This window comes from Kitasatospora sp. NBC_00039 (genome assembly GCF_045160625.1).
Lineage (GTDB): Bacteria > Actinomycetota > Actinomycetes > Streptomycetales > Streptomycetaceae > Kitasatospora.
Window position 1 is genome coordinate 199,089 of the sequence record NZ_CP108289.1, and the last position, 25,208, is coordinate 224,296.

Annotated in this window: 29 protein-coding genes and 5 pseudogenes; 19 read left to right on the plus strand and 15 right to left on the minus strand. The window is 71.7% G+C overall.

The features are described from left to right. Nucleotides 1-29: 29 nt before the first annotated feature. Nucleotides 30-352: pseudogene (locus OG286_RS01140) on the minus strand (plasmid stabilization protein). Between the two features lie 257 nt (nucleotides 353-609). On the opposite strand from OG286_RS01140, the gene OG286_RS01145 reads away from it, so the two are divergent. Together OG286_RS01145 and OG286_RS01150 are read left to right on the plus strand one after the other, a co-directional pair. Next, the gene (locus tag OG286_RS01145) at nucleotides 610-1,170 is read left to right on the plus strand and encodes a hemerythrin domain-containing protein (RefSeq protein WP_396325105.1); all 561 of its coding nucleotides are present in this window, start codon (nucleotides 610-612) and stop codon (nucleotides 1,168-1,170) included. Between the two features lie 226 nt (nucleotides 1,171-1,396). Next, a complete protein-coding gene (locus tag OG286_RS01150; RefSeq protein WP_405364604.1) occupies nucleotides 1,397-1,906 on the plus strand; it encodes a hypothetical protein in 510 nt (169 codons plus the stop codon). Nucleotides 1,907-2,108: 202 nt separating this feature from the next. Here the strand turns inward: OG286_RS01150 and OG286_RS01155 are convergent, their stop codons facing one another. The 6 genes and pseudogenes from OG286_RS01155 to OG286_RS01180 all read right to left on the minus strand — a co-directional run bounded on the left by OG286_RS01155 (nucleotide 2,109) and on the right by OG286_RS01180 (nucleotide 5,865). Beyond that, entirely contained in the window at nucleotides 2,109-2,651 is a 543-nt protein-coding gene (locus OG286_RS01155; RefSeq protein ID WP_396325103.1) for a DUF6328 family protein, read from the minus strand. 347 nt (nucleotides 2,652-2,998) lie between these two features. Continuing rightward, nucleotides 2,999-3,343 carry a hypothetical protein gene (locus OG286_RS01160; protein ID WP_396325101.1) on the minus strand — a complete coding sequence of 115 codons (345 nt, stop codon included), beginning with the start codon at nucleotides 3,341-3,343 and terminating at the stop codon, nucleotides 2,999-3,001. A gap of 161 nt (nucleotides 3,344-3,504) precedes the next feature. After that, a pseudogene (locus OG286_RS01165) lies at nucleotides 3,505-4,477 on the minus strand (LLM class F420-dependent oxidoreductase). A gap of 245 nt (nucleotides 4,478-4,722) precedes the next feature. Further along, nucleotides 4,723-4,977 carry a hypothetical protein gene (locus tag OG286_RS01170; RefSeq protein WP_396325100.1) on the minus strand — a complete coding sequence of 85 codons (255 nt, stop codon included), beginning with the start codon at nucleotides 4,975-4,977 and terminating at the stop codon, nucleotides 4,723-4,725. Between the two features lie 303 nt (nucleotides 4,978-5,280). Beyond that, the gene (locus OG286_RS01175; RefSeq protein ID WP_396325099.1) at nucleotides 5,281-5,514 is read right to left on the minus strand and encodes a hypothetical protein; all 234 of its coding nucleotides are present in this window, start codon (nucleotides 5,512-5,514) and stop codon (nucleotides 5,281-5,283) included. Nucleotides 5,515-5,604: 90 nt separating this feature from the next. Further along, the gene (locus OG286_RS01180) at nucleotides 5,605-5,865 is read right to left on the minus strand and encodes a DUF4235 domain-containing protein (protein ID WP_396325098.1); all 261 of its coding nucleotides are present in this window, start codon (nucleotides 5,863-5,865) and stop codon (nucleotides 5,605-5,607) included. Between the two features lie 998 nt (nucleotides 5,866-6,863). Here OG286_RS01180 and OG286_RS01185 point away from each other — a divergent pair. From OG286_RS01185 to OG286_RS01200, 4 genes and pseudogenes are all read left to right on the plus strand, one after another. After that, nucleotides 6,864-7,001 (plus strand): annotated as a pseudogene (locus OG286_RS01185) (EamA family transporter); the annotation flags it as partial. Nucleotides 7,002-7,132: 131 nt separating this feature from the next. Next, complete coding sequence (locus OG286_RS01190; RefSeq protein WP_396325155.1) at nucleotides 7,133-7,471, plus strand: hypothetical protein; 339 nt, start codon at nucleotides 7,133-7,135, stop codon at nucleotides 7,469-7,471. Between the two features lie 41 nt (nucleotides 7,472-7,512). Next, nucleotides 7,513-8,178, plus strand: a complete 666-nt coding sequence (locus OG286_RS01195) for a rhomboid-like protein (RefSeq protein ID WP_396325097.1) — start codon at nucleotides 7,513-7,515, stop codon at nucleotides 8,176-8,178. Between the two features lie 176 nt (nucleotides 8,179-8,354). Further along, nucleotides 8,355-8,591, plus strand: coding sequence for an ABC transporter permease (locus OG286_RS01200; RefSeq protein ID WP_405363475.1), 237 nt, complete (start codon nucleotides 8,355-8,357; stop codon nucleotides 8,589-8,591). Between the two features lie 719 nt (nucleotides 8,592-9,310). On the opposite strand, the gene OG286_RS01205 is transcribed toward OG286_RS01200, so the two are convergent. Further along, nucleotides 9,311-9,445 (minus strand): hypothetical protein, encoded by a 135-nt coding sequence (locus OG286_RS01205; RefSeq protein ID WP_396325095.1) that lies wholly within the window; start codon nucleotides 9,443-9,445, stop codon nucleotides 9,311-9,313. A 202-nt stretch (nucleotides 9,446-9,647) separates the two neighbouring features. Continuing rightward, nucleotides 9,648-10,532, minus strand: coding sequence for a S1 family peptidase (locus tag OG286_RS01210; RefSeq protein WP_396325094.1), 885 nt, complete (start codon nucleotides 10,530-10,532; stop codon nucleotides 9,648-9,650). A gap of 668 nt (nucleotides 10,533-11,200) precedes the next feature. On the opposite strand from OG286_RS01210, the gene OG286_RS01215 reads away from it, so the two are divergent. The 5 genes from OG286_RS01215 (at nucleotide 11,201) to OG286_RS01235 (ending at nucleotide 14,404) form a co-directional block, all read left to right on the plus strand. Next, a complete protein-coding gene (locus tag OG286_RS01215; protein WP_396325093.1) occupies nucleotides 11,201-11,680 on the plus strand; it encodes a hypothetical protein in 480 nt (159 codons plus the stop codon). Nucleotides 11,681-11,977: 297 nt separating this feature from the next. After that, complete coding sequence (locus tag OG286_RS01220) at nucleotides 11,978-12,499, plus strand: nucleoside-triphosphatase (RefSeq protein WP_396325092.1); 522 nt, start codon at nucleotides 11,978-11,980, stop codon at nucleotides 12,497-12,499. After that, a complete protein-coding gene (locus OG286_RS01225) occupies nucleotides 12,496-12,861 on the plus strand; it encodes a hypothetical protein (protein WP_396325091.1) in 366 nt (121 codons plus the stop codon). The genes OG286_RS01220 and OG286_RS01225 overlap by 4 nt, the downstream gene beginning before the upstream one ends. 49 nt (nucleotides 12,862-12,910) lie before the next feature. Beyond that, on the plus strand, nucleotides 12,911-13,450 hold the full coding sequence (locus tag OG286_RS01230) for a DUF3048 C-terminal domain-containing protein (protein WP_396325090.1): 540 nt from the start codon (nucleotides 12,911-12,913) through the stop codon (nucleotides 13,448-13,450). A 162-nt stretch (nucleotides 13,451-13,612) separates the two neighbouring features. Continuing rightward, nucleotides 13,613-14,404, plus strand: a complete 792-nt coding sequence (locus OG286_RS01235) for an HAD-IIA family hydrolase (RefSeq protein ID WP_396325089.1) — start codon at nucleotides 13,613-13,615, stop codon at nucleotides 14,402-14,404. A gap of 117 nt (nucleotides 14,405-14,521) precedes the next feature. Here OG286_RS01235 and OG286_RS01240 read toward each other — a convergent pair whose 3' ends face one another. Further along, nucleotides 14,522-15,034: an SgcJ/EcaC family oxidoreductase gene (locus tag OG286_RS01240; RefSeq protein WP_396325088.1), complete on the minus strand. Its 513-nt coding sequence runs from the start codon at nucleotides 15,032-15,034 to the stop codon at nucleotides 14,522-14,524. Between OG286_RS01240 and OG286_RS01245 the strand changes: the two genes are divergently transcribed. Continuing rightward, nucleotides 15,015-15,566 carry a MarR family winged helix-turn-helix transcriptional regulator gene (locus OG286_RS01245; protein WP_405364607.1) on the plus strand — a complete coding sequence of 184 codons (552 nt, stop codon included), beginning with the start codon at nucleotides 15,015-15,017 and terminating at the stop codon, nucleotides 15,564-15,566. The two genes, OG286_RS01240 and OG286_RS01245, sit on opposite strands and share 20 nt — an antisense overlap. Nucleotides 15,567-15,830: 264 nt before the next feature. Here OG286_RS01245 and OG286_RS01250 read toward each other — a convergent pair whose 3' ends face one another. Further along, nucleotides 15,831-16,019: a hypothetical protein gene (locus tag OG286_RS01250; RefSeq protein WP_396325086.1), complete on the minus strand. Its 189-nt coding sequence runs from the start codon at nucleotides 16,017-16,019 to the stop codon at nucleotides 15,831-15,833. Between the two features lie 128 nt (nucleotides 16,020-16,147). Here OG286_RS01250 and OG286_RS01255 point away from each other — a divergent pair, with 128 nt between their 5' ends. Then, nucleotides 16,148-17,041 (plus strand): erythromycin esterase family protein, encoded by an 894-nt coding sequence (locus OG286_RS01255; protein ID WP_396325154.1) that lies wholly within the window; start codon nucleotides 16,148-16,150, stop codon nucleotides 17,039-17,041. Between the two features lie 179 nt (nucleotides 17,042-17,220). Continuing rightward, entirely contained in the window at nucleotides 17,221-17,739 is a 519-nt protein-coding gene (locus OG286_RS01260) for a DNA polymerase ligase N-terminal domain-containing protein (protein WP_405364609.1), read from the plus strand. A 220-nt stretch (nucleotides 17,740-17,959) separates the two neighbouring features. On the opposite strand, the pseudogene OG286_RS01265 reads toward OG286_RS01260, so the two are convergent. Both OG286_RS01265 and OG286_RS01270 read right to left on the minus strand, forming a co-directional pair. Further along, nucleotides 17,960-19,009: pseudogene (locus OG286_RS01265) on the minus strand (hypothetical protein); the annotation flags it as partial. A 210-nt stretch (nucleotides 19,010-19,219) separates the two neighbouring features. Continuing rightward, on the minus strand, nucleotides 19,220-19,441 hold the full coding sequence (locus OG286_RS01270; RefSeq protein WP_396325084.1) for a hypothetical protein: 222 nt from the start codon (nucleotides 19,439-19,441) through the stop codon (nucleotides 19,220-19,222). Between the two features lie 226 nt (nucleotides 19,442-19,667). Between OG286_RS01270 and OG286_RS01275 the strand changes: the two genes are divergently transcribed. The 4 genes from OG286_RS01275 to OG286_RS01290 all read left to right on the plus strand — a co-directional run bounded on the left by OG286_RS01275 (nucleotide 19,668) and on the right by OG286_RS01290 (nucleotide 23,543). Next, a complete protein-coding gene (locus tag OG286_RS01275; protein WP_396325083.1) occupies nucleotides 19,668-20,999 on the plus strand; it encodes an NADH-quinone oxidoreductase subunit D in 1,332 nt (443 codons plus the stop codon). 270 nt (nucleotides 21,000-21,269) lie between these two features. Continuing rightward, nucleotides 21,270-22,226: an LLM class F420-dependent oxidoreductase gene (locus OG286_RS01280; protein WP_396325153.1), complete on the plus strand. Its 957-nt coding sequence runs from the start codon at nucleotides 21,270-21,272 to the stop codon at nucleotides 22,224-22,226. Next, entirely contained in the window at nucleotides 22,223-22,516 is a 294-nt protein-coding gene (locus tag OG286_RS01285) for a DUF6480 family protein (protein ID WP_396325082.1), read from the plus strand. The genes OG286_RS01280 and OG286_RS01285 overlap by 4 nt, the downstream gene beginning before the upstream one ends. 40 nt (nucleotides 22,517-22,556) lie before the next feature. After that, nucleotides 22,557-23,543 (plus strand): SDR family NAD(P)-dependent oxidoreductase, encoded by a 987-nt coding sequence (locus tag OG286_RS01290; protein WP_396325081.1) that lies wholly within the window; start codon nucleotides 22,557-22,559, stop codon nucleotides 23,541-23,543. Nucleotides 23,544-23,967: 424 nt separating this feature from the next. Here the strand turns inward: OG286_RS01290 and OG286_RS01295 are convergent, their stop codons facing one another. After that, entirely contained in the window at nucleotides 23,968-24,144 is a 177-nt protein-coding gene (locus OG286_RS01295) for an STAS domain-containing protein (RefSeq protein WP_396325080.1), read from the minus strand. Beyond that, nucleotides 24,141-24,836, minus strand: coding sequence for a helix-turn-helix transcriptional regulator (locus OG286_RS01300; protein WP_396325079.1), 696 nt, complete (start codon nucleotides 24,834-24,836; stop codon nucleotides 24,141-24,143). The genes OG286_RS01295 and OG286_RS01300 overlap by 4 nt, the downstream gene beginning before the upstream one ends. A 105-nt stretch (nucleotides 24,837-24,941) precedes the next feature. On the opposite strand from OG286_RS01300, the pseudogene OG286_RS01305 reads away from it, so the two are divergent. Beyond that, nucleotides 24,942-25,189 (plus strand): annotated as a pseudogene (locus OG286_RS01305) (nitrate reductase); the annotation flags it as partial. Nucleotides 25,190-25,208: the final 19 nt, after the last annotated feature.

Sequence of the window (25,208 nt, forward strand, 5' to 3'; positions counted from 1 at the left end):
GCCGGCCGCCGTGGGCCAGGGCCTGGTGGTCAGTGGCCGAGGGCGTCGGCGAGTTCCTTCTTGTTCATCTTCGAGCGGCCGTGGATGTTGCGCTTCTTGGCCTCGTTGTACAGCTGTTCCTTCGTCGGCCCCTCGGAGCCGGAGTGCGAGCGCCGGCCGCCGCGCCGGGAGGAGGAGGTGTCGTGGGTGGAGGAGCGGCTGGCGGTCGTCGACTCGCCGTGCCGGGCCCGTTCCTTGTTCACCGTGCGGGCGCGATCTCCTTGGCCCGCTTCTCGCTCTCGCCGCGCTCCCGGGCGCTGTCCTTGATGTGCTCGTACTGGCGTTCACGCTTCTTGCTCGAACCGGCAGGCATGGCTCCTCCTTCTCCTGGTTCGACGCATCGTCTACCCCGAACGCAAGGGCCGACTCGTGGGCACGCCCGTTCAGATCCACGTGCAGCGGGCCTCTTTCCGGCCGCGGGTCCCCGAGGCCGTGACCGCGACGGCGATCGGCCTCCGATCGGGTGAGGTACCTTCGCCGGCGCTCACCCCGCGCGCCTGGCCGGGGAAGGACTGCCAGGTGGCCGGGAGAGCCCCGGCCCGAACGGAAGCAGCGAGAGGCAGGCGTGTCATGGGGCACGGCGGAAGCGTGATCGAGGAACTGATGGCCGACCACCGGGAGGTGGAGGAGATGTTCGCCCGGATCCAGGCGATGACCGGCGGCGGCCAGCAGCTGCGGGATGCGGTCGACGAGGTCACGATCGAGCTGGTGCGGCACTCCGTCGCCGAGGAGCAGTACCTCTACCCGGCGGTGCGCGAGCACATCCAGGGCGGCGACCGGCTCGCGGACAAGGAGATCGCCGACCACGGCCGGGTCGAGGAGATCCTCAAAAAGCTGGAGAACACGAGGACGGACGACCCGCAGATGAGCCCGCTGCTGCAGCAGCTCATGGACGAGGTCGCCGCCCATGTCCAGGACGAGGAGAACAACCTGTTCCCGATGCTGCGCCGGGACTGTACCCCGGGGCAGCTGGACGACCTCGGCGACAAGATCCGCCGGGCCAAGTCCATGGCACCGACCCGTCCGCACCCCGCCGCACCCGACAGCCCGATGGCCAGCAAACTGCTCGCCCCCGGTGTCGGCCTGGTCGACCGGGCCCGCGACTTCGTCACCGGCCGCGGCAAGTCCTGAACCACCCCCGCCGTCAGTCGGCGACTTCGGGCGCTGGGGGCCGGGCCGCGCACGGTCGGTCGGACCCCAGCGCCCGATCGGGCAGACGTGATGCGGGTCATGCCCCCGCCAGCGGGAAGCCGCCTACACTGGTCGGCCACGAGCGGGGCAGCGCGGCTCCGCACCTGACGGCTCGCACCACCGAACACCGGACACAGGCGAGCACCTTCCCGAGGGACCGATCGCCGTGCCCGACCTGACACCCGTCATAGCCGCCTCCACCCGCTGGCTCCTGAACGCCTACCCCGCGCCCGCTGGTGCCTTCAGCCGGGCGCTCGCCGAGACGCAGGCCCGGCAGGCAGCTGCCCTCGCAGCCGCTCTCCGCTACCCCACCGCCATGGACGTCCAGCTCCTCGACCTGCTCGGCCCCGGCGGCGCCGACCGACTCGACTGGCTCACCGGCAACGACCCCCACCCTGACGACACCGCCTGGCGGACCTGGGTGGACGAAACCGTCGTCAGCTGGGCCGCCTGCCTGCTCGCCGATCCCGCCCTCGCCGCGCACGCCCACCAGGCGCTCGCCGAGACCGAGCAGCACACCGGGGCCGGAGCCCTGCGACGCCTCACCGACCCCGGCACCCGCGACACCGAGGCCGCCGCCCTGCTGCGCCACCCCGACCTCCTCGAACCCGTCGCCGCCCTGCACCGGGGCCGGCTCGCAGAGCGGCTGAACGTGGAGGGCGCCGGGCTGGCCTGATACCGCCGGCCGGGCGGGACCCCGAGACGGGGACCCGCGGCCCGGGCAGACCCGCTCGCGGGCGAGCCCGCGCTGTCCGCCAGCCGGGTGAGCCGACCACCCGGACCCGCGATACACGCGGCGGCGGCGTGCCTGGACGGGAAGACTCGACAGGCGTGGCCGGGCTCGGATCCGGGGGCGGAATGTGCAGTGCAGGCGATCATCATCGCGGGGACCGGTCGCCGCCGCCAGCGTCGCCGTGCTCGCTCATGGCCGCCTGGCGGGCGGCTGTGCGCCGCAGAACGACCTGGGGCAGGACAAGCCACGTGGTGGTGAACCACAGCAGAACGGCGCCGCTCAGCGCCCACGCGGCGGCCGGGCTGCCGGTCGCGGTGCGCAGCAGGAGCAGCAGGGCGGCGGCGATGGTCAGGGCCAGTGTGGTGAGTCCGGTGGCGATGAGGCGGCCGGCGACGTGGATGAGTTCGGGTTTCATCCCGTGGCCGGCGAGGAAGCGGTGGAAGGCCACGGGTGCGATCAGGGCGCCGGTGGCGACGGCGCCGAGGACGACGGTGGCGACGTAGAGGTTCTTGTCGAAGTCGGGCAGGGCGGCGAAGCGCGGGGTGAAGGCCACGCCGATGAGGAAGCCGAAGAGGATCTGCGCGCCGGTCTGGCACACGCGCACTTCCTGGAGCATCTCGTTCCAGAGCCGGTCGGCCCGTTCCTGGGGCGTCTCGTCCCGGCCCGGTGCGCCGTCGTTCTTCGTCAACGAAACCTCCCCCGCCCACGGGCGGTGCTCGTAGCGGCCCGCCCGGACGCGTGGCAGGGCAACACTTCCTCGTCATGGGGCGGGGCAATGAAATCGGTGAAGACGGCGGCGAATCCGAGGCAGGACCCGTAGAGGGGGAAGCGCCGGCCGGTGCTCTCCGCATCGTCGGATGCCAGGTCTGCCGGCAGGCCGGGGCGAGAGCGCCGGCTCCTTCGCCGGAGCCAGGTGTTCGGCCTGGACACGGGTCGGCCTCCTGCGGGGTGTCGGTCAGGACGGGCGCTGGTCGTCGCAGGCGCTGGTCGTCGGAGGCGCCGGTCGTCGCAGGCGCTGGTCGTCGCAGGCGCCGGTCAGGGGCGGTCCTCGTGGTGGCCGCACAGCCAGGCCAACGCCTGGTAGGCACCGAGGGCGTACCCGGCGTCCGCTCGCTGGTCCAGGGCGCCGCGCAGGCGGACCGCGGCGGCTTGGCACTCGGCCAGCAGCTGCGCCCGACACGGCCCGGTGGCCCCGAGCGCGGCGGCGGCCGTGACCGGAGCCGCGACCTGGGCTCCGGCGGCCCACCGGTAGGTCCCCAGGACCCCGTGATCGAACCCGGTCCAGGGCTGCGGGCGCCGGCTGGCGGACTCGATCGCGTCGAACACCTCGTCCAGCGGGCGAACCCCCACGGTTGGGATCGTCGTCTCGTCACTGGTCATGCCCGCAACCTACGACGGCCCGCCGCCACCCGCCGCCGGGCCGGGACATCCGGACGGCGAAGCGACAGGCCCCAGCCGCTGGACGCCGGGCAATCGGGTGAACCACCCTGCCGGGCGCGGGCCTGAGGACCGGAGCCCGGCGCGACCGGGCCCGACCAGGTTCAGAACGCCGCGCGCAGCGCCGGCAGCAGGGCGTCCGCGGCCCAGTCGAGGTAGGCGGGCTGGCTGTCGCCGCCGACCTGGACGAGGGCGACCTCCCCGAACCCGGAGTCGACGAACGGCCGTACCGCCTCGACGAAGTCCTCGACCCGGTCGCCACACGGGATTGCCCCGGCGACGTCATCGGGGCGGACGAAGCGGCTCGCGGCGGCGAAACCCGCCGTCCCGGGCAGTTCGGCGTTGACCTTCCAGCCGCCACCGAACCAGCGGAACTGCTCGTGGGCCCGTCGTACGGCGGCGGTCCGGTCGGTGTCCCAGCACACCGGCAGTTGGCCCACCGCCGGTTTCCCTGCCCCGCCGTGCTCGGCGAGCCTGGTGATCAGCGCCGGGTCCGGTTCGACGGCGATCACCAGGTCGGCCAGCCGGCCGGCAAGCTCGCAGGAGCCGGGCCCGGACACCGCCACCCCGATCGGCGGCGGCCGGTCGGGCAGGTCCCAGAGCCGCGCGCCGTCGACGTCGAAGTACCGGCCCCGCCGCGTGACGTATCCGCCGTCGAACAGTGCCCGGATGATCTGGACCGCCTCGTCGAGCATCGCCTGCCGCACCGGCACCGCGGGCCAGCCCTGGCCGATCACATGCTCGTTGAGGTTCTCGCCGCTGCCCAGACCGAGCCGGAAACGGCCCTCGGACAGCAACTGCAGCGTGGCGGCCTTCTGCGCTACCACCACGGGGTGGTAGCGGAACGTCGGGCAGGTCACGTAGGTCATGAGGGGGATCCGGGAGGTGGCCTGCGCGGCGGCGCCAAACACCGCCCACGCGTAGGGCGCATGACCCTGCTCGTCCAGCCAGGGGAAGGAAGGAGTGGTCCGAGATCACCGAGAAGTCGAAGCCCGCCTGCTCGGCACGGACGACGTCCGCGACCAGGTCACGCGGCCCGCGCTGCTCGGTCATCATCGTGTATCCGATTCTCACCATGACTCCGCGCCTGCCCCGATTACCGCACCCCTCACACCGAGCGGCCCCGCTTGTTCCGACGGCGCCCGCTTGTTCCGACGGCGCCCGCTGGTGCCGGTGGCAGGAGCGCCCCTTCTCCGGAGTCGCTCCCGCCACGGGCACGTCCTCCCGCCGCTTCGGCAGCTCCGCCGCCCCGCTCTGACCGGCGCTCTCGCGCCGCGGCGGCACGGCGGAACGCAATCACAGGCTGTCCCTCGGCGGATCGCTCATTCACCGTCCGCGGGCAACGCGATCCGGCGCACCTGCCCGGCCTCCAGGTCGACCACGACGGCCAGCACCGGATGCAACCAGCGCACCACCGACCGCGCGCCCGGATGCGGCTCCCGACACCGGCCGTCCACCGGCGCCTGTAGCTCTGCCCGTTCCTGCTCGGAAAGTGCTCCGGTCACCAGCCGCCGACCATCGACGAGCACCACCAGCAACCGCTGCCACTCGCCCGGTTCGCCGACGGCCCCGATCACCCAGCCCCTCACCGCGACCCGCTCGGACGCCGCTCGCGCGCGTACGGCACAAGCATCAACGGACTCCCTCCGTACACGAGGTGCAATCATCCGAGCATGCCATCGGGCTTCGACAGATGCGATTCACCTGGTGGGCGCTCGCTCGCCCGTTCACACCGTTGTGGTGCGCAGCTGTCTGCCGGACGACCTGGCGCGCGAGGGCGTCATCTGGCGGTTCCGCACCGGCAGCCGACGGTGAGAGCCGGCGGTGCGGCGGCGGGCACCGCGCATGCTCGCCGCCCGACGTCACAGGGGGCTGGAAACCTAGGAGGTGCGCGGGTCGGCTGTGGCGGCCGCGCTCTCCGCGGTGGCGTCGTAGCCCTGCCGCACCGGACCGCTGTCGGGGCGGCGCGGGTCGGGCCCGTCCGCCGGGTCGGCGTGGTCGGAGGCGTTGTCGCCGTACGAGCGGTCGGCGGGCGGCCCGGTTTCGGCGGCAGCGGCCCGGTCGTTGTGGTCGCCGTCGTGCCGTTCCTTGTGCTGCGGATCCTCGTCTGCCATGGGAAGCTCCTGTCGGTTCGGGGTGCGCGTGTCTCGTACGGTGGCGCGACCGGCGCCGGTCCGGCCGGCCGGTGCGTCGGGGGCCTCCTCTCAGTCGGGCCAGGTTCCGGTCAGCCGTCGGATGCCCATGGCTCCTCCGCGGTCGACCGCCGCCTTCACGAGCGCGAAGACCATGCCCTGCAGCGCGGCCGCGGTCAGCACCCCGCGCCAACTCCGGTCCTCGTCCGTGGGACTGGGCGCGTCGTCCTCGCCCCCGACCAGCTTCCAGGCCTGCTTGAAGAGGGCCCCCGCCAGAACTCCGCCGAGAGCGCCGACGAGCAGGCCGAACGGCTTGTACAGGATTTTGATCATCACGTTCTCCTCCACACCGTGCCGCCGGGCGGCACGTCACTGCGTCGGATCAGGGCTTCCCGCCATCGAACCGGGTGCGAGTGGAACGGGGCCGGCCGTACGGTTCCTCCGCGCCGTCGGCAGGCCGCCTTCGATGCTGCTGCACGGTGTCGGTCGCCGACCTGCCGACGACGCGAGGAAGCGACGCCAGAACGAATAGGGCGGGGAAGACAGGTCAGCACCGCGGCCCGGTCGGGTGGCCCGCCGACCGGGTCCGGCGGCATCGCCACGCCTTCCGTCTCCGTCTCCGTTCCTGCGTCTGAAGGGATGTGCCATGCGCAGGCGTCTGTCCCTCCCGGCGGCTCCCAACCATCCGACACCGGGTTCGCTCGCCCGTTGCGACCGACGGCGCCGCCCGACCCGCGTCGTCATCGATGTCACCACCACCGGGCTGTGCGGGTCGGACCTGCACCTCCACGCCGTCCTGGCCGGTGCCGGTTCGTTCGAAATCATCCTGTTCGCGCGAGTCCTCGTCCAAGGGCCTACGGCAAAGCGGATGCGGTGCTGGTGGGTGGAGCGCATCGCGACGCTGTGGGCCGGCAGCGACGGTTGGGCATGTCCCACCGGCGTCAGACGGGAACCCGCGTCGGTCCGGCCTGATCCGGCCAGAGGCGACCGAAGATGCGGCGGTTGAAGGGTGCGTTTCCGCGCTCTTTCCAAACTTCGCTTGGCGGTCGAGTCGGGCTGATCGGCCTGCTGGTGGTGGCCAGGCTCTGCCGATTCCGCGGTGGACCGGCTGCAGGTCGCGTGGAGCTGCTTCCCGACCGGGGTCAGGGGGTGACGCTGCGGCTGGCCCGTTCGAAGAGCGCGGCACCGATCCGGCGCTCCTGTTTGCCGATCACCTGGCTGACCGGCGGGATTGCACGGGTCCCTGCCGGTGGGTCCGTCCGCCGGCGCTATCGGACCGTCAGGACGGGCGGCAGGTGGACCGTCGTGATCAGGTGGCAGGTTTCGGTCCCGTCGTCGCCGTCATCACCGCCCTCTACCCGGCCGGCACCGTCCTGCTCGCCCGCAGCGTCCTCGCCGAACGCATCCACCGCGGCCGGCTCGTCGGCCTGGGCACCGCCGCCGCCGTCAGCCTCCTCGCCCTGACCTGAACTGGCAGGACTCCGCCAGGGACGGGGCGCGGCTGACGGGGGCGGAAGCGGCGGCATACGATCAGCGGGTGTCGGAGCGTACTGATTCCTCGTCATCGGCCCTGTCGGCCTCGGTGTCCACAGCGCCCTCGTTGTCCTCCTCGTCGTCGGCCTCGCCCGCGTGGGCCCGGTGGTCCAAGGACTCCGTCCTCTCGCTGGGTTCGGTGGCCTCGGTGCTGTCGATCGGCTCGGTCGGTTCGGTGCTCTCGGTGGGATCGGTCGGCAGCGTGCTGTCGATCGGCTCGGCCGGTTCGGCGCTGTCCGTGCTGTCCGCCGGGTCGTGGCTGAGTCTCGGGTCGCTGCTGTCCGCGAACTCGCGGTGGTCGGTGCTGTCCTGGCGCTCCCGGCACGGGCTGATGGCCGCCGGTGTCGTGGCGGTCGCCGCGGGCGCGGCACTCGCCGGCGGCCCGCGGCTGCGGCGCGCCAGGTAGTGGCCGGCACGCGTCCGACGTGCCCCCCGCTGCGGGGCCTGGTGCGCAACCCGGCGTTCTGGTACGTGGCCGTGCTCGCCGCGATGTGGCCGGCCCTGCGGCTGCTGCCGCCCGAGCGGGTGCTGGCGCTGCGGGAGTGGCCGTCGACCAACCTCGACAATCTGCGCCCCCGGCCGTCGGGCCACCCGGTCGAGTCGCTGGCGGTGTCCGCGTTCGTGCCGCAGAACACAGTGTGGGTGTGGCCGGCCTTCGCGCTGTCCGTGTTCGCGGTGGTGTCGGTGCTCGGCGCCCGTTGCGCGGTGGCGGCGCTGGCGCTCGCCCGCGTGACCGCGACCGGGCTGACGGAGGCGCTGGTGTGGTGGCGCATCGAGCACGGCTCGCTGCCGGCCGCCGAGGCGCACGTACTGGACACCGGCCCGTCCTACGTCGTGGTGGCCGCACTGGCGGTGGCGATCGGGCGGGCCCGTCCGGTGTGGTCGCGGGCGGCGTGGCTGGTGATGCTGGCGGTGGCCGCCCCCGACCTGCTGTCCGGGCTCGGGGACGGCGAGGTGTCCGCCGTCGGCCATGTGCTCGCCTTCACCGCCGGCCTGGCCATCGCGGGCGCCCACCGGCTCGGCCTGCCACCGGTGGCCCGCCGGCCCGCCGCTCCGCGCCGGCCGGGGCCTGGTCCGGTACCGGCGTCCCGGCCCTGCGCTGACGGAGAGTGAACGCCGACTCGGTCGTGGTCCGTGGACGCCGTTGCTCCGCCCGAGCGGACCTCAGACTCCATTACCTTGAGTAACCGTCACCCAGGGTGAACCTTGACAGGTGGCCCGGCACGGCGCCTACTGAAAACACGACGACAAAACGACACAAAGCCGTACACCGCGTAAAGGGTGCGGACATGAACAGCAGAATCCGGCTACGGGGCCGCATCGAGGCGCTCCTGGCCGTGGTGAGTGTCCTCGTGATCACGCTGGTCTGGCCCGCCTGGATCGAGTCCGTCTTCGGCATCGACCCCGACCAGCACAGCGGCGCGCTCGAATGGATCATCGTCGCCATCGCGTTCTGTGCCACCGCCGCCTTCTCGTTGCTGGCCCGCAGCGAGTGGCGCAGACCCCGGACGCTGCGCACCGAATAGGCCGGGGTGGACATCCCTCCGCCCGGCCGCCGGCTGACCGCCCGACCCGGCCGCCGGGCCCGCGCAGGTGATTGGGGGTCGGATGGTGGAACTCCCCCGCGGGGCGGCCGACGAGCACGGCCGCCTGGTGGTGGTGCACGACGGCCAGGGCGGGATGATCGCCCTCCGGCCGGCGGACGGCGCCGTGCTCTGGCGCGGGGGACGGGAGCTTCGGCCTGTCGCCGTGCTGGACCGCTTCGTGGTGGCCCTGCGCATCGGTACCCCGCAATCAGGACTGGTACAGCAACGCCATCTGGGCCGGCGACCCGACCGACGAGAACCTGCTGGTCACCGGCGGCGTCAAGCTGTGGCGCAGCAGGGACGGCGGCGACGAGCTCGCCGAGATCAGCACCTGGGAGCTCAACGTGCCGCACGCCGACCACCACGCCATCGTCTCGCACCCCGACTACGACGGCGACGGGAACCGTACGATCTTCGTCGGCAACGACGGCGGCGTGTTCAAGGGCAACCTGGCCCTGACCGGCAGCGAGCCGGGACCGCCGTTCGTCCGCGGCTGGACGGAGCTGGTCAACAACTACGGTGCCACCCAGTGCGGCGGCTTCGAACGCGGCAACCTCTGGGTCACCGAAGACGCCGGCACCACCTGGCGCAACCTCGCCACCGCCCTACCCGCCGCCCCGATCCGGCCCTCGCCGTCCACCCCGTGCACGAAACCTTCCTCACAGCGGCACCGAGGTCGGCCTGTTCGCCAGCGAGGACGCCGGCGCCACCTGGTCGCCCACCAACGAGGGCCCCACCAACTGCTCGGTCGACGACCTGTTCTGGATGAAGGAGAGCGGCAAGGAAACCCTCATCTGCGTCACCCACGGCCGAGGCATGTTCCGCATCCAGCGCTGACATGGCGCCGGGAGGCCCGCTTCCTGCTTCCTGCTTCCTGCTTCCTGCTTCCTGCTTCCTGCTTCCTGCCAGGTGAACTCCGTGACACCGTCCGGGTGTTGGCCTGGCACTCCGCAGGGACCGGCCGGACCACCGGCCGGTCCCCGAAGCAGGTCCGGATCAGTAGACGCTCACGTGGTACGCGGCGAGCGCCTCGTTCACCGGCTGGAAGAAGGTCGTCCCACCGGTACGGCAGTCGCCGCTGCCGCCGGAGGTGATGCCGAGCGCCTTGCTGCCGTCGTACAGCGGGCCGCCCGAATCTCCGGGCTCGGCACAGACGTTGGTCTGGATCATGCCGCGGACGGTGCCGCCGCCGGAGTAGCGCACGGTGGCGTTGAGCCCGGTGACCGTACCGCCGTGGGTGCCGCTGGTCGACCCGGTGCGCTTGACCGGCTCGCCGACGTAGGCGTCGGGTGCGGAGGAGAACCCGCCGGTGTGGCTCAGCGCGCCGTTGTCGTACCGGACCAGGGCGTAGTCGTTGCCCGGAAAGCTGGAGTTGACGGCTACACCGACGAGCGTGCTCTGGGCCGAGTTCGTGTACCAGGTCTTGGCGACGTTGCCGCAGTGGCCGGCGGTGAGGAAGTAGTAGGTGTTGCCGCTCACGACGTTGAAGCCGAGCGAGCAGCGGTACCCGCCGCCGTAGATGGCGTCGCCCGCGGCGAGCAGCGGGGTGAGCACGCCGGCGATGTGCTGGATCCGCAGGGCGGCCGCGTCGGCGCCCGCGGCGTGCCGGAGCCGGGCGAGGGCGGCCGGGGAGACGGTGCTGTCCGCCGTCACGACGACGCGTCCGGCGGCCGCGTCGGTGTACCAGGCGATGCCGTCGACGTCGGTGTTCAGCACGGCGTCACTCACCGCGGCCAGCCGGGCCGGGCCGAAGGACGGGGTGGGTGCGGCGACGGCGCTCGGCGCGGCGACCGCGGTGGCGGACAGCAGGCCGACGGCCACGGCGAGCAGACGGGTGCGTCTGACGTTGCCGCTGCGGGAGTTGGTGCGCTTGATCCTCACTGATCTCCTCCTGGGAGTGAGAGGCCCCTGAGGGTTGGGGCCGTGAGGCGCGGTCAGGCCGTGCGCGGACACCCGCCGGCGCCCATGGGAACGACGGTGGGTGATCTGCCCTGACAGGCGCTGACGGGAAGTATGAGGACCACCATCGGACGGCACAAGGCTTCCGGCAGAGCCGGGGCACCGCGGTCGCGGCGGTACCCGCGGCCCAGCTTGCTGCCGCCGCACCAAACCCGGGCGGACCGTCCCACCGCGTATCTCCCGGTATCGGCCGTTCGTCCCGCTCGCCCGGTCCACGAGGTATCGGACCGTCATGTCGCCCCGGCGTCAGCAGCCCCGGGCAGCCGAACCGGCAGCCCGGCTTCCCGGCTTCCCGGCTTCCGGGGGCTGCGTCACACTGTGGCAGCGCGAGCCGTCAGGCGCGCGAGCAGTCAACAACCGGACGGGGGCGGCATAGCGCGGAGCCGGACGAAGAAGCAGAAGAGACCGCTGGCCGAGGGGGTGGTTCGGCCCCCGAGGCCCGCCGGAGGGAAGGGCTCCGGGAGGAAGTGCACCGGGAACGACCGCCGGCCGTCGCCACGTACCGTCCGCAGGGCAGCGCTCCTGGCCGGGGTGCTCGCCCCGGTGCTGATGGTGGGGCTGCTGGCGATCGCCACCAACCCCGACTACGCGTGATCCTCGCCGTCCTGGTGCTCATCGTGGCGCTCGGCGGGCTGATGGTGGTACGAACCAGCGGCTGGGTGCTCTGGCCCGGCGTCCTGCTGGGCGTCCTCCTGCTCGTCACACCGATGGCCAGCCTCCGTGCGGAGCTGATCACCCACCGTGGGGTGGAGACCGAGGCGGTGATCACCTCGGCCCACCACCAGAAGGACAGGAGCGGCCGGGTGAGCTGGGCGTGCGGTATCCGCCGGGCCGACGGCAGGCCGCTTCCGCACGCCTCGTACGACGGCTCGGGCTGCTCGGCGTCGGCCGACGTCGGCACCACCGTCACCGTCCTCGTCGACCCGGAGGGCTGGGCGCCGCCGGCCGCGACGGACGAGGACCTCCCCTTCGTCGGCGGTGTCTACGTCGTGGCCGGCGTCGGCGCCCTCTGGGTCCTGCTCGTCCTGGGCGCCGCACGCCGCACCCTCCGGGACCACGGGCGTAACTGACGTGTGAAAACGCATGGTTGAGAAGATCCTTTGAGGTGCTCCCGGTCCGCGGCACCCGCAAACCGGAGCCACCTCGCGGCAGCCAGTGGCTCACCGCTGCGGAGGCACCACCCCAGGGGCTGCGGTCCGGGCCGCGGGTTGGGCGCGGCCGGGTCGGTGGTGAGGCGCAGGGCGTCGGCCTCCCGGGCCGGGCCGGTCCGCCACCTCACCCGGCGCCAGGAGCGGGTGGCGCGGCCGCTCACCCCGGTGAGAGGCTGGTAGCAGGGCCCGAGCGCCGATGACCGATCCGAGCACGTGATGCCCACGAGAATTCTGCTGGAGGGGCGCCCCGGCAGCGGGAAGACGACCGCGATCCGCCGGCTGGCGGCGCTGCTGCGCACCCGGGAGGCCGTCGGCTTCACCACGGAAGAGATCCGCGACGGCGGCACCCGGGTCGGGTTCGCGCTGGAGACGCTGACGGGCCGGCGAGGCGTGCTCGCCCATGTCGGCCTGCCGGGACCTCCGCAGGTCGGGCGGTACGGTGTCGATCTCGGAGTGATGGAACGGCTGGCGCTGCCCTCATTCACCACGCCCGCGGGGCCTGGCACGCTCGTGCTCATCGACGAGCTCGGGCGGATGGAACTGGCGTACCCCCCGTTCCGGGATGCCGTCCGGGCCGTCTTCGGGGCCGATGTAGACGTGGTCGCCACCGTGCATGCCCAGCACGGCCCTTTCACCGACGTCCTCAAGCGCCGCATCGACGTCGAACTGATCCAGCTGACCCGGGCAAACCGGGACGTCCTCCCGGAGCGGCTGGCGGCGCGGCTGGAGGGGCGGTGAGCGGCGCGATGCCCCGCCGAGGCCGGGCCGGGGCCGCGATCGTCCGGCGACGCGACGACTGGCGGGCCGGGCTCCTGGACACCTCGGCCCGGTGGGCCGAGCGCGCCGACCGCTGCGACGGCTGGACCGGCCGGGGTGCCGAGCGGTGCCGCCGGTGGGCGCGCGAGGGCTCGCAACGGCCCGGCGAGCTGGCACCGCCGTCGTGGTTCTTCATCGCCCTGCCCTTCGGCATCGCCTGGTACCGGGTGACGGGTGGCGCTGCGCGGGCCTGGTACGGACTGGCCCGCCTGGTGTGGCGGATCGCCGCCGGAGCCCTCTCCGGGGTGCTCACCGCGTTGGCCCTCGTCCTGTCACGGCCGTAGGGAACCGGGCCGGTCCGGGATTCGTCTTCCCAGGTGCCGGAGTCCCCAGGTGCCGGAATCCCAGCAGGACAGTTCGTTCTTCCGTGGGCAGTGGAACGTGGCGCCGTTCAACCAGTACGTGGTGCCGTCCGGGATCCTGCGCCACTTCCCGGACGCGGCGGTGGCCCGCGATGTCGGGTTCCGCTTCGGCGACGCGCCGGCGGGCGGCACCCCGACCGGCTCGTTCGCCGCGCGGATGCCCGCGGCGTCGTTCACCTTCACCTGGTCCGCCGCGGAGGGCAGGTACCTCGTGGCACTGGACGGCAGGCCGGCCATGTCGACGGACGGCGGGCAGCTGGGCGCGCCGACGATCGTGGTGCAGAAGGTCGCCGAGACCACCTCGCCCCGGGGCCTGGTCGACTCCTTCGGCGAGCTGCTGCCCTTCGCCCCCACGGTCGGCAGCGGCGAGGCGGTGTTCCTGCGTGACGGCACGGCGTACCGGGGCACCTGGTCACGGCCCGACGCCGCCGGCGACACGGGATTCAGCTACGCGGGGCGGCCGATGCCGTTCCACCCCGGGCAGGTCTGGATCGTCCTCGAACCCGCGTGAGGCCGGGCTGCATGGACGGCGGCCCGTCGTACGCCCGGCACCGTCGCCGACGCCGACGCCGACGCCGACGAGTTCACCATCGCGTCGCAGGGCCAGAGCTGATCCACCTCGGCCGGCCCTTGCCCCTGGCCGGTTCACCGGGGCGGAACTAGGGTCGGGTCCATGCGAGGAACAGCGGTCGACGCGGTCCTGATCGACATCGACGGGGTGCTCACGGTGTCCTGGAAGCCGCTTCCCGGTGCCGTGGAAACGGTGGAAAAGCTGCGCGAACAGGGCCTGCCCTTCCTGCTGCTCACCAACACGACCTCCCGCACCAGGGCCGCGGTGGCGACGACCCTCGCCGAGGCCGGCTTCCCGGTCGCACTCGACGACATCCTCACCGCACCTGCCGTCACCGCGGCTTACCTGGCGGAACACCACCCGGGCGCTCGCTGTCTGCTGCTCAACAGCGGCGACGTCCGGGAGGACCTGGCGGGGGCGACGCTGGTCGAGGACGGAGAGGTGGACGTGGTCCTGGTCGGCGGCGCAGGCCCGGAGTTCGACTACCGGGCTCTCAACAGCGCCTTCGGCCACCTGCAGCGAGGCGCCCACCTGGTGGCCATGCACCGCAACCTGTACTGGCGCACCGACCGCGGCCTGCAGCTCGACGGCGGGGCGTTCCTGGTCAGCCTGGAACAGGCCTCGGGCCGGCGGGCCGACGTCATCGGCAAGCCCGCCGAGGCGTTCTTCGCCGGGGCCCTGGCCCGGGTGGGCGCCGAGGCGGGCCGGACGCTGATGGTGGGCGACGACCTCGAGTCCGACGTGCTCGCAGCACAGCACTGCGGGATCACCGGCGTCCTGGTGAAGACCGGCAAGTACCAGGAGCGCACGCTGCGGGAGGCCGAGGGATCTCCCGACCACCTCCTCGACTCCGTCGCCGGTCTGCCGGAACTGGTGTCCCGGCTGACCGGGTGAGCGGAGGCGGTCGGTCAGCCGCTGTCCGGGGCTGCGATGGCCGGCCCCTTGCCGGCCCGTCAGTGCCCGCCGGACCGCGGGGGTTGCGGCGGGCGGGGGTGCCGGCGTGTGCTCGAGTCAGGCGTCGGCGGTCGCACCGTGGTGGCCGATGCCGAGGCGGCGGGCGGTACGGGTCATGAGCCGGGATATTCGGGAGGGCAGGGCGTCGGGGTCGGGCACGGTGATCGGCCGTACTCGGCCGTTGTGGATTGCGGTGATCCTCCATCCCTGGTCGGTGTGGACTACGACGACGCTCTGCCGTGACAGACGGCGCTCGGGCAGGCAGGAGCGCCAGGGCATGAGGACCGACGCGGTGCCGTGGATGATCGCGACGCCCGGGGCGATGTGGCGGATCGACTCCAGTTCGCCGACCAGGGCCGAGCCGGCCAGCACGCCGCGGAACAGCCGGTCGTGGTTGTCCTGGTGCTGGGCTCGGCCGACGGCGCGGGTGCCGTCGTAGGACACGTAGTCGGAGTCCTCGGTGAAGCAGGCGCCGAAGGCCTGGGCGTCGCCTGCGGTCCAGGCCTTCATGAACTGCTCGAAGAGCTGCCGGATCTGACGGTCGTCGTCGGTGCTCGGCTGGGTGGGCACGGATGCCTCCACAGGTAGCATTGCTTCGATCATCGAACCTTACGATAACAGGAAGATTCGAATGTCGAAAGATTCCGCCGTGTATGACATCGCGGCGCAGCTACGGCTGCTCCAGCAAAGCTTCGACACCTTCGACGAAGCCGTCGCCACCCGCCTCGGACTCAACCGCACCGACCTGCGATGCCTGGGCGTGGTACTGGGCAGCGGACCCCTGTCGGCCGGCGAGATCAGCACCGCCGTCAAACTCAGCCCCGCGGCGACCACCACGGCGATCGACCGTCTCTCGCAGGCCGGTTACGTCTCCCGCACCCGCGACGACGACAACCGGCGCCGAGTGCTCGTCACCGCCACAGACGCGGCCCGGACAGTCGAAGCGGAGGTCTTCCGACCCGTCGGCCAGGCCGGAGCACAGGCCCTCAGCCGCTACGACGAGGACCAGTTGGCCGTCATTCTGGACTTCCTCCAGACAGCCCGCCAGGTCCAACAAACCCAGACAGCCCGCCTCACCGCGACCACTCCCCCGCCGGTTTGACGACGGGCCGAAGGAACCGTCCGGCACTGTTCCGGACGCATTCGGTCGCCGGGGGACCAAGTCCAGGCATGCCCGCGACTGGGGGCGCGCCGACAGCTCACCGCCGTCCTGCCCGCTTTCTTCCCCTCGGCGTGCTGGGCACATCGTGTCTTCCCTCGGTGTGCTCGGCACATCGCGCACGCCGAGGGCGACCGAGGCGTCAGCTGCGGCTCTCCGCGATCCGCTTCTCCGCGCCACGTGGCCCGGCCAACGCGACGGGGGCAGTCAGCGCGGATGCGCCGGCATGGTGAGGCCCAGCACCCGCCGACGGGCACCGGCCCAGCGCCGCCGGAGGGCGTCCTGGGAGTCGACGTACTTCAGCATCAGGCGGGCGAACTCCAGGCGGTCGCGCTCGGTCCAGTCGGCGGTGATCTGGTCGAAGGCAGCGCGCTGGTGCCGGCGGAAGCGGTCCATCAGACCCTCTCCGCATGATCGCCCCCGCCGTCGTGTAGCCGTGCGCGGGGATCAACGCCAGGAACGTCCGCAACGCCGCCGCATGGCGCGGGGCGTAGACGCGGTAGCCGTGCGGGGGCTACCGCTCGATCGCCCTCGAGAGCGACTGCCTCTCGGCCCTGGCGGCCGACGCGTACGTCGCCGGCGGCACCGGGACCCTCGACGACGCGCTCGCCCGCGGCCTCAGCCACGGCTTGGGCGCCTCACCCGCCAACCGCGAGCTCCTGCGCTGGATGCGCGCCCGCAACGAGCAGCACCCCCCGCTCGACCGGCTCCGGTTCTACGGCATCGACGGCCCCCTGGAGATGACCGGCGCCTGCGGTCCCCGCGTGGCCCTGACCGCGCTGCACGACTACCTCGCCGCCCACCTCGACCCGGCCTGCAGCCGCGAGACCCTCGACGAGTTGCTCGGCCCCGACGTGCGCTGGACCGACCCGGCCGCTCTCATGGAGCCCACCCGGTCCGTCGGCCGCACCCCCGAGGCCAAGGAACTCCGGCAGATCGCCGACGACCTGCGCGCGCTGCTCACCTCGCACGCCCCCCACCTGACGGTCGCCACCTCCCCCGACGACTTCTGGCGCGCCGGCCTGTACGCCCGAACCGCCGTCGGGCTCCTGCGCTACCACGCCGGCCTGGCCGACACCGCGCCCACCCGGCTCGGCGCGCTCATGAGCCTGCGCGATTCGATGATGGCCGACAACCTCGACGCCATCGTCCGCCGCGAGACCTGTCGCGGCCCCACCCTCGCGTTCGCCCACAGCCGCCACCTGCAACGTGACCAGAGCCAGGTGGAGTTCGCCGGCCTGCCGCTCCAGTGGTGGAGCGCGGGCGCCGTCATCGACGCCCTCCTCGGCGACCAGTACGCCTTCGCCGCCACCACCCAGGACCGCGTGCTGCGGGAGGCCGAGGCAATCTCTCGACGACCTCCTCGACTCCACCGCCGATCCGCTGCCACTGGTGTCCCCGCTGACCGAGTGAGGTGAGGCGGGCCGGGTACCCGGACTCACGTGGGACGATCAGCCCCCGAAAAGCAGCCGAGGCAGGGAGAACGAGATGCCCGCCAAGGACGCGCTCGCGGACTACCACCGCCGCCGCCACTTCTCCAGGACCACCGAGCTCGGGCAGTCGGGCCGACGAATCCGCCGACGCCCCGGTCTTCGTCGTGCAGATCCACGACGCGACCAGCATGCACTTCGACTTCCGCCTGGAGACGGACGGCGTGCTGAAGTCCTGGGCCGTCCCGAAGGGACCGTCCACCGACCCGCACGACAAGCGCTTCGCCACACCGACCGAGGACCACCCGCTCGACTACCGGACCTTCGAAGGAGTCATCCCCGAGGGCGAGTACGGCGCGGGCACCGTGATCGTCTGGGACGAGGGCACCTACCGCAACCTGTCCACCGACCGCGCCGGCCACGAGATCCCGCTCACCCGGGCCCTCGATCGCGGGCACGCCTCGTTCTGGCTTGACGGCCGCAAACTCCACGGCGGCTACTCGCTGACCCGCTTCCGCACCGACAGCGGCAGCGACCGGGAGGCCTGGCTGCTGGTCAAGCACGCCGACGAACGCGCCGACGACGCCGGCACACCCGACCCCCGGCGCGCCCGCTCGGCCCGTACCGGCCATACCCTCCGCCAGGTCGCGGCCGAAGCCCACGACACCGACGGCGAACGGGCATGACCCGCGCGCTCGACCGTCTCCCGAGCGCGCAGCACGTTCTGCTGCGCCCCGCGGCGGATGCACCCGGCACACCGATCCTCGCCACCCTCAGCGACCGGCGCGACTTCGACGACGTGGATCTTCGAACGGAAGCTGGACGGTGTCCGGGTGCCTCGACTGCGGGACCGGGACCGGTCTCCGCGCCGCCGGGCCCATGCTCGCCGGGGCCTCCGCGACCAGTGCGAAACAGATCGAGCACCTGGTCCAGGTGCTGGTGTCCGCGAGCTTCCCGCGCTTCGGTGATCCGATCGTCGAGCGGCTCCGGGATGGCGCCGGTCGCCCGGCGGCCTGCCTCGACCTCGATGGCCGCGGAGCGCAGGTCGTCCGGCAGCCTGCGGTACACGGCATGCCGATCCCGGGCGTCGCCGGCGAGGACCAGCAGGCGGGCGCCGCTCTCGGGCCAGCAACGGGCGAGTTCGTCGGCGATGATCTGCGCCGTCTGCTCCCAGGTGTTCTGGACGCGATGCCGGTAGTGCCACTCGTAGCGGTCGGCTGGAATCGACCGGTGCCCTCGCCCCTGCCACTGCCGACCCTCGGCCGTGCCCAGCGGTACCGCCGCTCCGCCGTCGCGCAGTTCCAGGTCCGCACCGGTGCGGTCGATGCGGGCCACCAGGCAGGCAGCGTCATCGCCGCGCAGGGTGAGCAGTGGGGCGAGATGCGGCAGGCCGGACCAGGTGGTCTCGGGTGCCGCGGGTGCGTGGCCGAGCGGGAGGTCGAGCACGACCTCACCGGCGGTGGCGAACAGCGCCCTCCCCGGGGGTGCACCGGAGACCGGCTCGGCAGCCAGTTTCTCCTCCACGGCGGCTCGGGTGGGCCCGTCCGCTCCCTGCCCGCGCAGCTGGTCCTGGATCGCACGACGGAACAGCTCCTGTCGCTTCGCCGCATCCTCGGTGGCCCGCGAGGTGTCCAGGTAGACGGAGGCCCACGGACCGGAACGATCGAGAAGCTGCCCGAGGAAGGCGAGTTCCATGGTTCCCTCTATTCCCTGTGTGGGCCACGAGTTCGGTTCCGCAATGGTCATCTGCTGCCGCGCAGTTGCGGTCGCGTTCCTGGCCAGGCCATCGACTCGCCCGCCTGGCGGCACCGGAGTCCCCGATGGCCTCGGCCACCGCGCCGTCGAAGACCCGGCAAATCCGGCACAGCCCACCATCGCCGGCCTCATTCGGCAATCTGCTCCCGAATGTGTCTGGCACAGCTGAGCTATGACGTCGCATCCTTGGTCACAGCTCATGCGGTCGGGCCCCGGTGGAGGCACCCCGGTCTGCCGGTGTTCGCCGTGCCGGACCCACCTTGATGCTCCTCCCACGCGCGCAGCCGCCCTTCCACGATAGGTCGGCAAGGCGCGCCCGCAAGCCCGGTATCAGCGTTCGAATCCTCGCGTCTCGGGGGCACCGTCAGCGCGCCTTCCTCTGCCAGTCTGGTCACCGTCTGCCGTGTTGAGTCATCGCGGTGGTGGTTCGAGCGGTAGCAGGTACGGGACGCGGTCACGGCATCCGGGCCAGGCAGCTCTGGGTGTCGACGACCAGGCGGGGCGGTCTCCCCTCAGGCGCGTCATGGCCTGCCAGTCGGTGTCGCGGATCTGGGCCAGTCGCAGCACGACCGCCGCGCCCGCGCCGTCGAGCGCCGCCTCGATCCCGATGGCGAACTCGACGTCCGGGACCATGGCCGTGATCTCCTCCGGTGACGTGGTCGCTCGACGACGGCCTCGCGGCCGGCATCCACCGCCCCGGCTCGCCGCCCGAGTGCCACGCGCCCACTGAGCAGCGAGAATGAGAACAGGCGGCGGCGCAATCTGCACCACGGCATCCCGTCGACCTTCAAGGGCGCCCGAATCCCGGTACTCCCCGGTACTCCCCGGCACCTTCCGACAAGCCGAGGCCATACAGCTGATGAGCAGTACCGAGCATGGGCAGGCAGGCGCCGGGGACACCACCGAGGGCCGGGCCACCACCATCACCGGCGGCGACTGGGGCGAGGTGGTCGAGGCTGTCTCCAGGGCCGACGACGAGCGGATCATCGTCAACATGGGGCCCCAGCACCCCTCCACCCACGGTGTGCTGCGGCTGATCCTGGAGATCGACGGCGAGACGGTGAAGCAGGCCCGCTGCGGCATCGGGTACCTGCACACCGGTATCGAGAAGAACATGGAGTTCCGCAACTGGGTCCAGGGCACCACCTTCGTGACGCGGATGGACTACCTGACCCCCCTGTTCAACGAGACCGCCTACTGCCTCGCAGTGGAGAAGCTGCTCGACATCACCGATCAGATCCCGGAGCGGGCCACCGTCATCCGGGTCCTGATGATGGAGCTCAACCGGATCTCCTCGCACCTGGTCGCCCTGGCGGCCGGCGGCATGGAGCTCGGGTCGACGACTCTGATGGTCTACGGTTTCCGCGACCGCGAGGTCGTCCTGGACGTCTTCGAGCTGGTCACCGGGCTGCGGATGAACCACGCCTACGTCCGCCCCGGCGGGCTCGCCCAGGACCTCCCGCCCGGCGCGCTGGAGCAGATCCGCGCGGGCGTGGCGACGCTGCGCGGACGGATGCACGAATACGACAAGCTGGCCGCCGACAATCCGGTGTTCAAGGCCAGGTTGATGGCCGTCGGCCATCTGGACCTGCCGGGCTGTCTGGCCCTCGGCGCCACCGGCCCGATCCTGCGGGCCACCGGCCTGCCGCACGACCTGCGCAAGTCCGACCCGTACTGCGGCTACGAGACGTACGACTTCGACGTTGCGGTGGCCGACTCCGCCGACTCCTACGGCCGCTTCCTGATCCGGCTGGCCGAGATGCGCCAGTCGCTGCGGATCGTCGAGCAGTGCCTGGACCGGCTCCGCCCCGGCCCGGTCATGGTGGCCGACAAGAAGATCGCCTGGCCCGCACAACTGGCCGTCGGCCCGGACGGGCTGGGCAACTCGCTCGACCACATCCGCACCATCATGGGTGAGTCGATGGAGGCCCTGATCCACCACTTCAAGCTGGTCACCGAGGGCTTCCGGGTCCCGGCCGGGCAGGCCTACGCGGCGGTCGAGGCACCCAGGGGCGAGCTCGGCGTGCACGTGGTCAGCGACGGCGGGACACGCCCCTACCGGGTCCACTTCCGTGACCCCAGCTTCACCAACCTGCAGTCGATGGCGGCGATGTGCGAGGGCGGCCAGGTCGGCGACGTGATCGTCGCGGTGGCCGGGATCGACCCGGTGATGGGAGGCGTGGACCGGTAGCCTGCGCGCCCACGGGCGTCATACCGGGGATGTCGGCCGGATCAACCGCTGCCCGCGCAAAGTCGCTCATCAATCGCCCCAGCGACACAGCCAGCACCGCTCTTCCGTCCGCTCATGTGATCGTGCCGGTCCGGCATGCCGTACCAGGGGATCGCCTGGCCGGGCTTCCCGCAGTACCTCAGGGAAGGACCTGCTGCGCGTTTCTTCTGCCGAATCACGGTAAGCCGCTTTTCCTGGAAGAAGAGCATCGCGCTGATTGCGAGGCACGTCATGACGTCATTCGGCTACTTCCTGTCATGCGAGGAGTTCGGCCCATCCGAACTGATCGAACAGGCGAAGCTGGCCGAGCAGGCCGGTTTCACGCATCTCGCGATCTCCGACCACTTCCACCCGTGGAACGACGCGCAAGGCAGCAGCCCATTCGTCTGGTCAATGATCGGCGCGCTCTCCCAGGTCACGACACGGCCGTTGACGACCATGGTGACCTGCCCGATCATGCGTCTGCATCCGGTGATCACAGCGCAGGCCGCGGCCACTTCCAGTGTGCTGACCAGTGGCGGGTTCCGGCTCGGTGTGGGAACCGGCGAGGCGCTGAACGAACACGTCCTGGGTGACGGCTGGCCCTCGTTCCCCGTACGGGCCCAAATGCTGGAGGAGGCCGTCGAGGTGATGCGCCGGCTCTTCACCGGCGAGATGATCAGCTACCGGGGCGAGTACTACACCGTCGACAACGCCCGGCTCTACAATCCGCCGAGCGGCTTGCTGCCGATATACGTTTCCGCCTTCGGTCCCAAGGCGGCGGAGCTGGCCGGCCGAGTCGGAGACGGCTTCGTCACGATGAGCCCGGACGCCGAACTGATCGAGAGTTTCCGAGCATCCGGCGGAGAGGGCAAGCCGGTCATCGGCGGCACCAAGGTGTGCTGGAGCACCGACCGGGACCAGGCGGTCAAGACCGTCCACCGGCGCTGGCCCAACATGCTGCTGCCGGGGGAGCTCGGACAGGTGTTGCCCACCCCGGCTCACTTCGAGCAGGCGAGTGAGCTGGTCACCGAGCAGATGGTGGCCGACTCGGTCGCCTGCGGCGATGACCCCGATCAGCACGTGGAAGCACTCCGGCCGTATGTCGACGCCGACTTCGACGAGGTGTACGTCAGCCAGATCGGCCCCCAGTACCACGGTTTCTTCGACTTCTACCAGCAGAAGGTCCTGCCCCGGCTGCAGCCGTGAGCCGCAGCGCCGGCATCACCGACCAGAAGAACCACGCCATGGCCCACGGCGAAGGACGCGTTATGGCAACACCGGATCCCGATCCTTACCACACGCCCGGTCTCGACAGCCGGCACACCCTGCCGAGCGGTGAAACGCCTCCCGCGGAAGGCGGCGTCTCCGGGGTCTCCCATCCCGAGCCGTCCGAGGTTCACAGGGCCTGGGCGATCAGCCCGCTCGTGTTGATCGTTCTGGTCGCCGTGGTCGTCTCGGCGATGCTGATCGGCATGATCTTCGCACTGAGCGGTTGACCGGCCGAAGAGAGACGAAAAGGAGGCGTCCGCTACGTCAGTGCGGTTCCGGAGGCGCGTCCCGGGACACGGGCCGTTCGAGGGGCGAACGGCTCTGGTCACCGGTTCTTCGCGAGGCCTGGGTCTGCTGATTGCGGGTGAGCTCGCCGATCGGGGGTGCCGGGTGATGCTCTGCGGCCGGGACGTCCGGTCTCTCGCCGAGGCCGAACGCAGCCTGCACGGCCGCCCGGGAGAGGTCGCCTCCACCGTGTGCGACCTCGTCGCCCCCGATGCGCCCATGCAGCTCCTTACGGCCGTCCGCGAGCGATTCGGTGACGTGGACATCCTGGTCAACAATGCCGGCATCATCCAGGTCGGGCCGCTCGCAGCGGTGCAGGAGGAGGACTTTCGCCGGGCCTGGGAGACGATGACCATGGCACCGCTGCGACTGGTCTTCGCCGTCCTGCCGGCCATGCGGGCGCGGCGCGCCGGGATCGTCGTGAACATTACCTCCGCCGGCGGACGGATTCCCGCCCCGCACCTGCTGCCGTACGTGACGGCCAAGTTCGCCGCGACCGGCCTGTCGGAAGGGTTGCGCGCCGAGCTGGCCGCCGACGGCATACAGGTCACCACCGTGCTGCCCGGACTGATGCGTACCGGATCGCACACCGCCGCCGAGTTCGCCGGCGAGGCGGCGCGCGAATACGCCTGGTTCGCCTCCGCCGCCTCGCTGCCGCTGCTGTCGATGGACGCCCGGCGGGCAGCCCGCGCGATCGTACGGGCCGCCGAACGCGGCCACGCCGAACTCGTCCTCACCCCGGCGGCCAAAGCCGCCACGTTGGTTCACGGGATCGCACCTGCCACCTTCGACCGCGTGCTCGCCCTGGCGGCCGAGTGGCTGCCCCGCGCCGGTGCAGTGCCCGAGCACGGGGTATCCGGGGCCCGCGCGGCGGCCAGGCATGGTCGCGACAGCGTCGTGGCCAAGCTGACGACACTCGGAGACCTGGCCGGCCCACGCTACAACGAGCCGCCCACCCACGATGCCTGATATCCGCCACGCCACGAGGGGCCGACGCCCCGCCCAGGGATCGGGAAGTGTCGGGGTGTCGGCGGGCGCACATGACCACGTGTGACCGCATGCCCGCGCCGCTGAATCGTCCCCGGCGGCGGGCCGGTTGCAGGCACACGGTGGCGGCCACGGTGAGTCTCCACAGCTCTACTGCGAACCGGTGGCATCCGTGGCCAAGCGGTATTGCCGCGCGCGTCGCGGGCAAGAGGTGGCCGGACCGTTCTTCCCCGTCGGGACTTCGCGCGGGTCACACGCCTGAACGGAGGGCAGAGCCGCAGCCTGAGCCGGGCGCCCTTGGCTTTCCCGGTCAGCGGTCTCGACCGCCCTTTGCCGCAATATCGTCCGATTTTGTGCGGCGGGGCCGACTGGTTCACCAGAGCGTCGAGCTCCCGGCCCAGTGGCGTCAGGCCTTCACACGTTCCGTGCCCGCGATGGTGAACACCTCATCAGCGCCGGTGATCTTCAGCAGGCGGGCGACCGGTCGACTGAGCGCAGTCAGGACCAGGGATCTGCCGGTGTCGGCAGCCAGAGTGCGCACGTCCAGCAAGACCTTCAGGCCGGCGCAGTCGCAGAACGTCACGGCGAGCAGGTCGAGATCCAGGCCGTCGCGGCTGGCGTGCAGCGCGCGGACAGGGATTCGCGCAGGCAGATGGCGACATCCATGTCGATCTCGCCGCGCACTCGGGCGAGGATCCGGTTCGTGGCGGCGGGGACCAGTCGGACGCTGAGGGAGCCGTTGACGGCGCAGACCTCGCCCAGAGGTTTCCCTGGGGGCCGCATGCGGTGTGGGAAATGAGATCCGCCGGGGTCGGGACCGAATGGACATCTCGGGAGGTCATCGTTCTCTCCCTTACAACGCCATGTCACGCTTCGCTGCTCCGTGAGACCGGGGTAGCGGAATGGGGGGACCGTTGATCGTCGTCGTCCTCGCGGCCGGGGATCGTCGGCGGATTCTCGGCCCTGCCGAGCGGGGCGGGCCAGCAGCTCCAGGAGCCCTGCGATCTCGTGCGGCGCTTCGGCCGGGTGACGGAAGAACTTGCCGGGCATGACCCGGTAGCGGTTGCGGCGCCCCTCACGCGTGTGCGTCAGATAGCCGGCCTTCTCCAGGTCGCTGACGATCGTCTGGACCACCCGCTCCGTCAGCCCGCAGGTGGCGGCCATATCCCGCAGCCGCACGTCGCGGTCGCGGGAAATCATGACGAGCACCCGCGCATGGTTGGTCAGGAAGGTCCAACCGGTCCGGGCTTCCCATAGCTCTATGTCCGAAATCATACGCTTTGCGATTCTGGTTTCGCCAGGGGTGCATCGAACTTCACCTGTCCGGAAATGCCCTGCTCAGCCCGCGGCTGATGCGCTGGGAGCCGCAGAAGTCAACGATTGGAACGGATCGCCTCGCCGTGGGGCAGTCGCACCCCGTACGGCCTGGCTGGGGGTCCTCTCCGGCCCGGGTCGACGCCTTCCTCGGCGCGGGTACGGCACCGCGGGACGCCGAGCTGTGGGTGCGGTCCGCCTCGCTGCTGCATTCCAACGGCGACGCGATGGACATCGCGGTGTGCCAGGGACCGATCGTGGGTGGGCGGGGGCGTGCGGCGGACCGGGTGAACCGGGACCGGCTGGGCCCCAAGAGCTGTTCGGCCGGCAGAC

Coding starts and splice junctions, on each gene's coding strand:
- OG286_RS01280 (WP_396325153.1), top strand. CDS start 21,270: ATGACGTCATTCGGCTACTTCCTGTCATGCGAGGAGTTCGGCCCATCC.
- OG286_RS01300 (WP_396325079.1), bottom strand. CDS start 24,836: ATGATTTCGGACATAGAGCTATGGGAAGCCCGGACCGGTTGGACCTTC.
- OG286_RS01160 (WP_396325101.1), bottom strand. CDS start 3,343: ATGACCAGTGACGAGACGACGATCCCAACCGTGGGGGTTCGCCCGCTG.
- OG286_RS01275 (WP_396325083.1), top strand. CDS start 19,668: ATGAGCAGTACCGAGCATGGGCAGGCAGGCGCCGGGGACACCACCGAG.
- OG286_RS01145 (WP_396325105.1), top strand. CDS start 610: ATGGGGCACGGCGGAAGCGTGATCGAGGAACTGATGGCCGACCACCGG.
- OG286_RS01220 (WP_396325092.1), top strand. CDS start 11,978: ATGCCCACGAGAATTCTGCTGGAGGGGCGCCCCGGCAGCGGGAAGACG.
- OG286_RS01250 (WP_396325086.1), bottom strand. CDS start 16,019: ATGGACCGCTTCCGCCGGCACCAGCGCGCTGCCTTCGACCAGATCACC.
- OG286_RS01180 (WP_396325098.1), bottom strand. CDS start 5,865: ATGATCAAAATCCTGTACAAGCCGTTCGGCCTGCTCGTCGGCGCTCTC.
- OG286_RS01205 (WP_396325095.1), bottom strand. CDS start 9,445: ATGAGGGTTTCCTTGCCGCTCTCCTTCATCCAGAACAGGTCGTCGACC.
- OG286_RS01200 (WP_405363475.1), top strand. CDS start 8,355: ATGAACAGCAGAATCCGGCTACGGGGCCGCATCGAGGCGCTCCTGGCC.
- OG286_RS01235 (WP_396325089.1), top strand. CDS start 13,613: ATGCGAGGAACAGCGGTCGACGCGGTCCTGATCGACATCGACGGGGTG.
- OG286_RS01175 (WP_396325099.1), bottom strand. CDS start 5,514: ATGGCAGACGAGGATCCGCAGCACAAGGAACGGCACGACGGCGACCAC.
- OG286_RS01270 (WP_396325084.1), bottom strand. CDS start 19,441: ATGGTCCCGGACGTCGAGTTCGCCATCGGGATCGAGGCGGCGCTCGAC.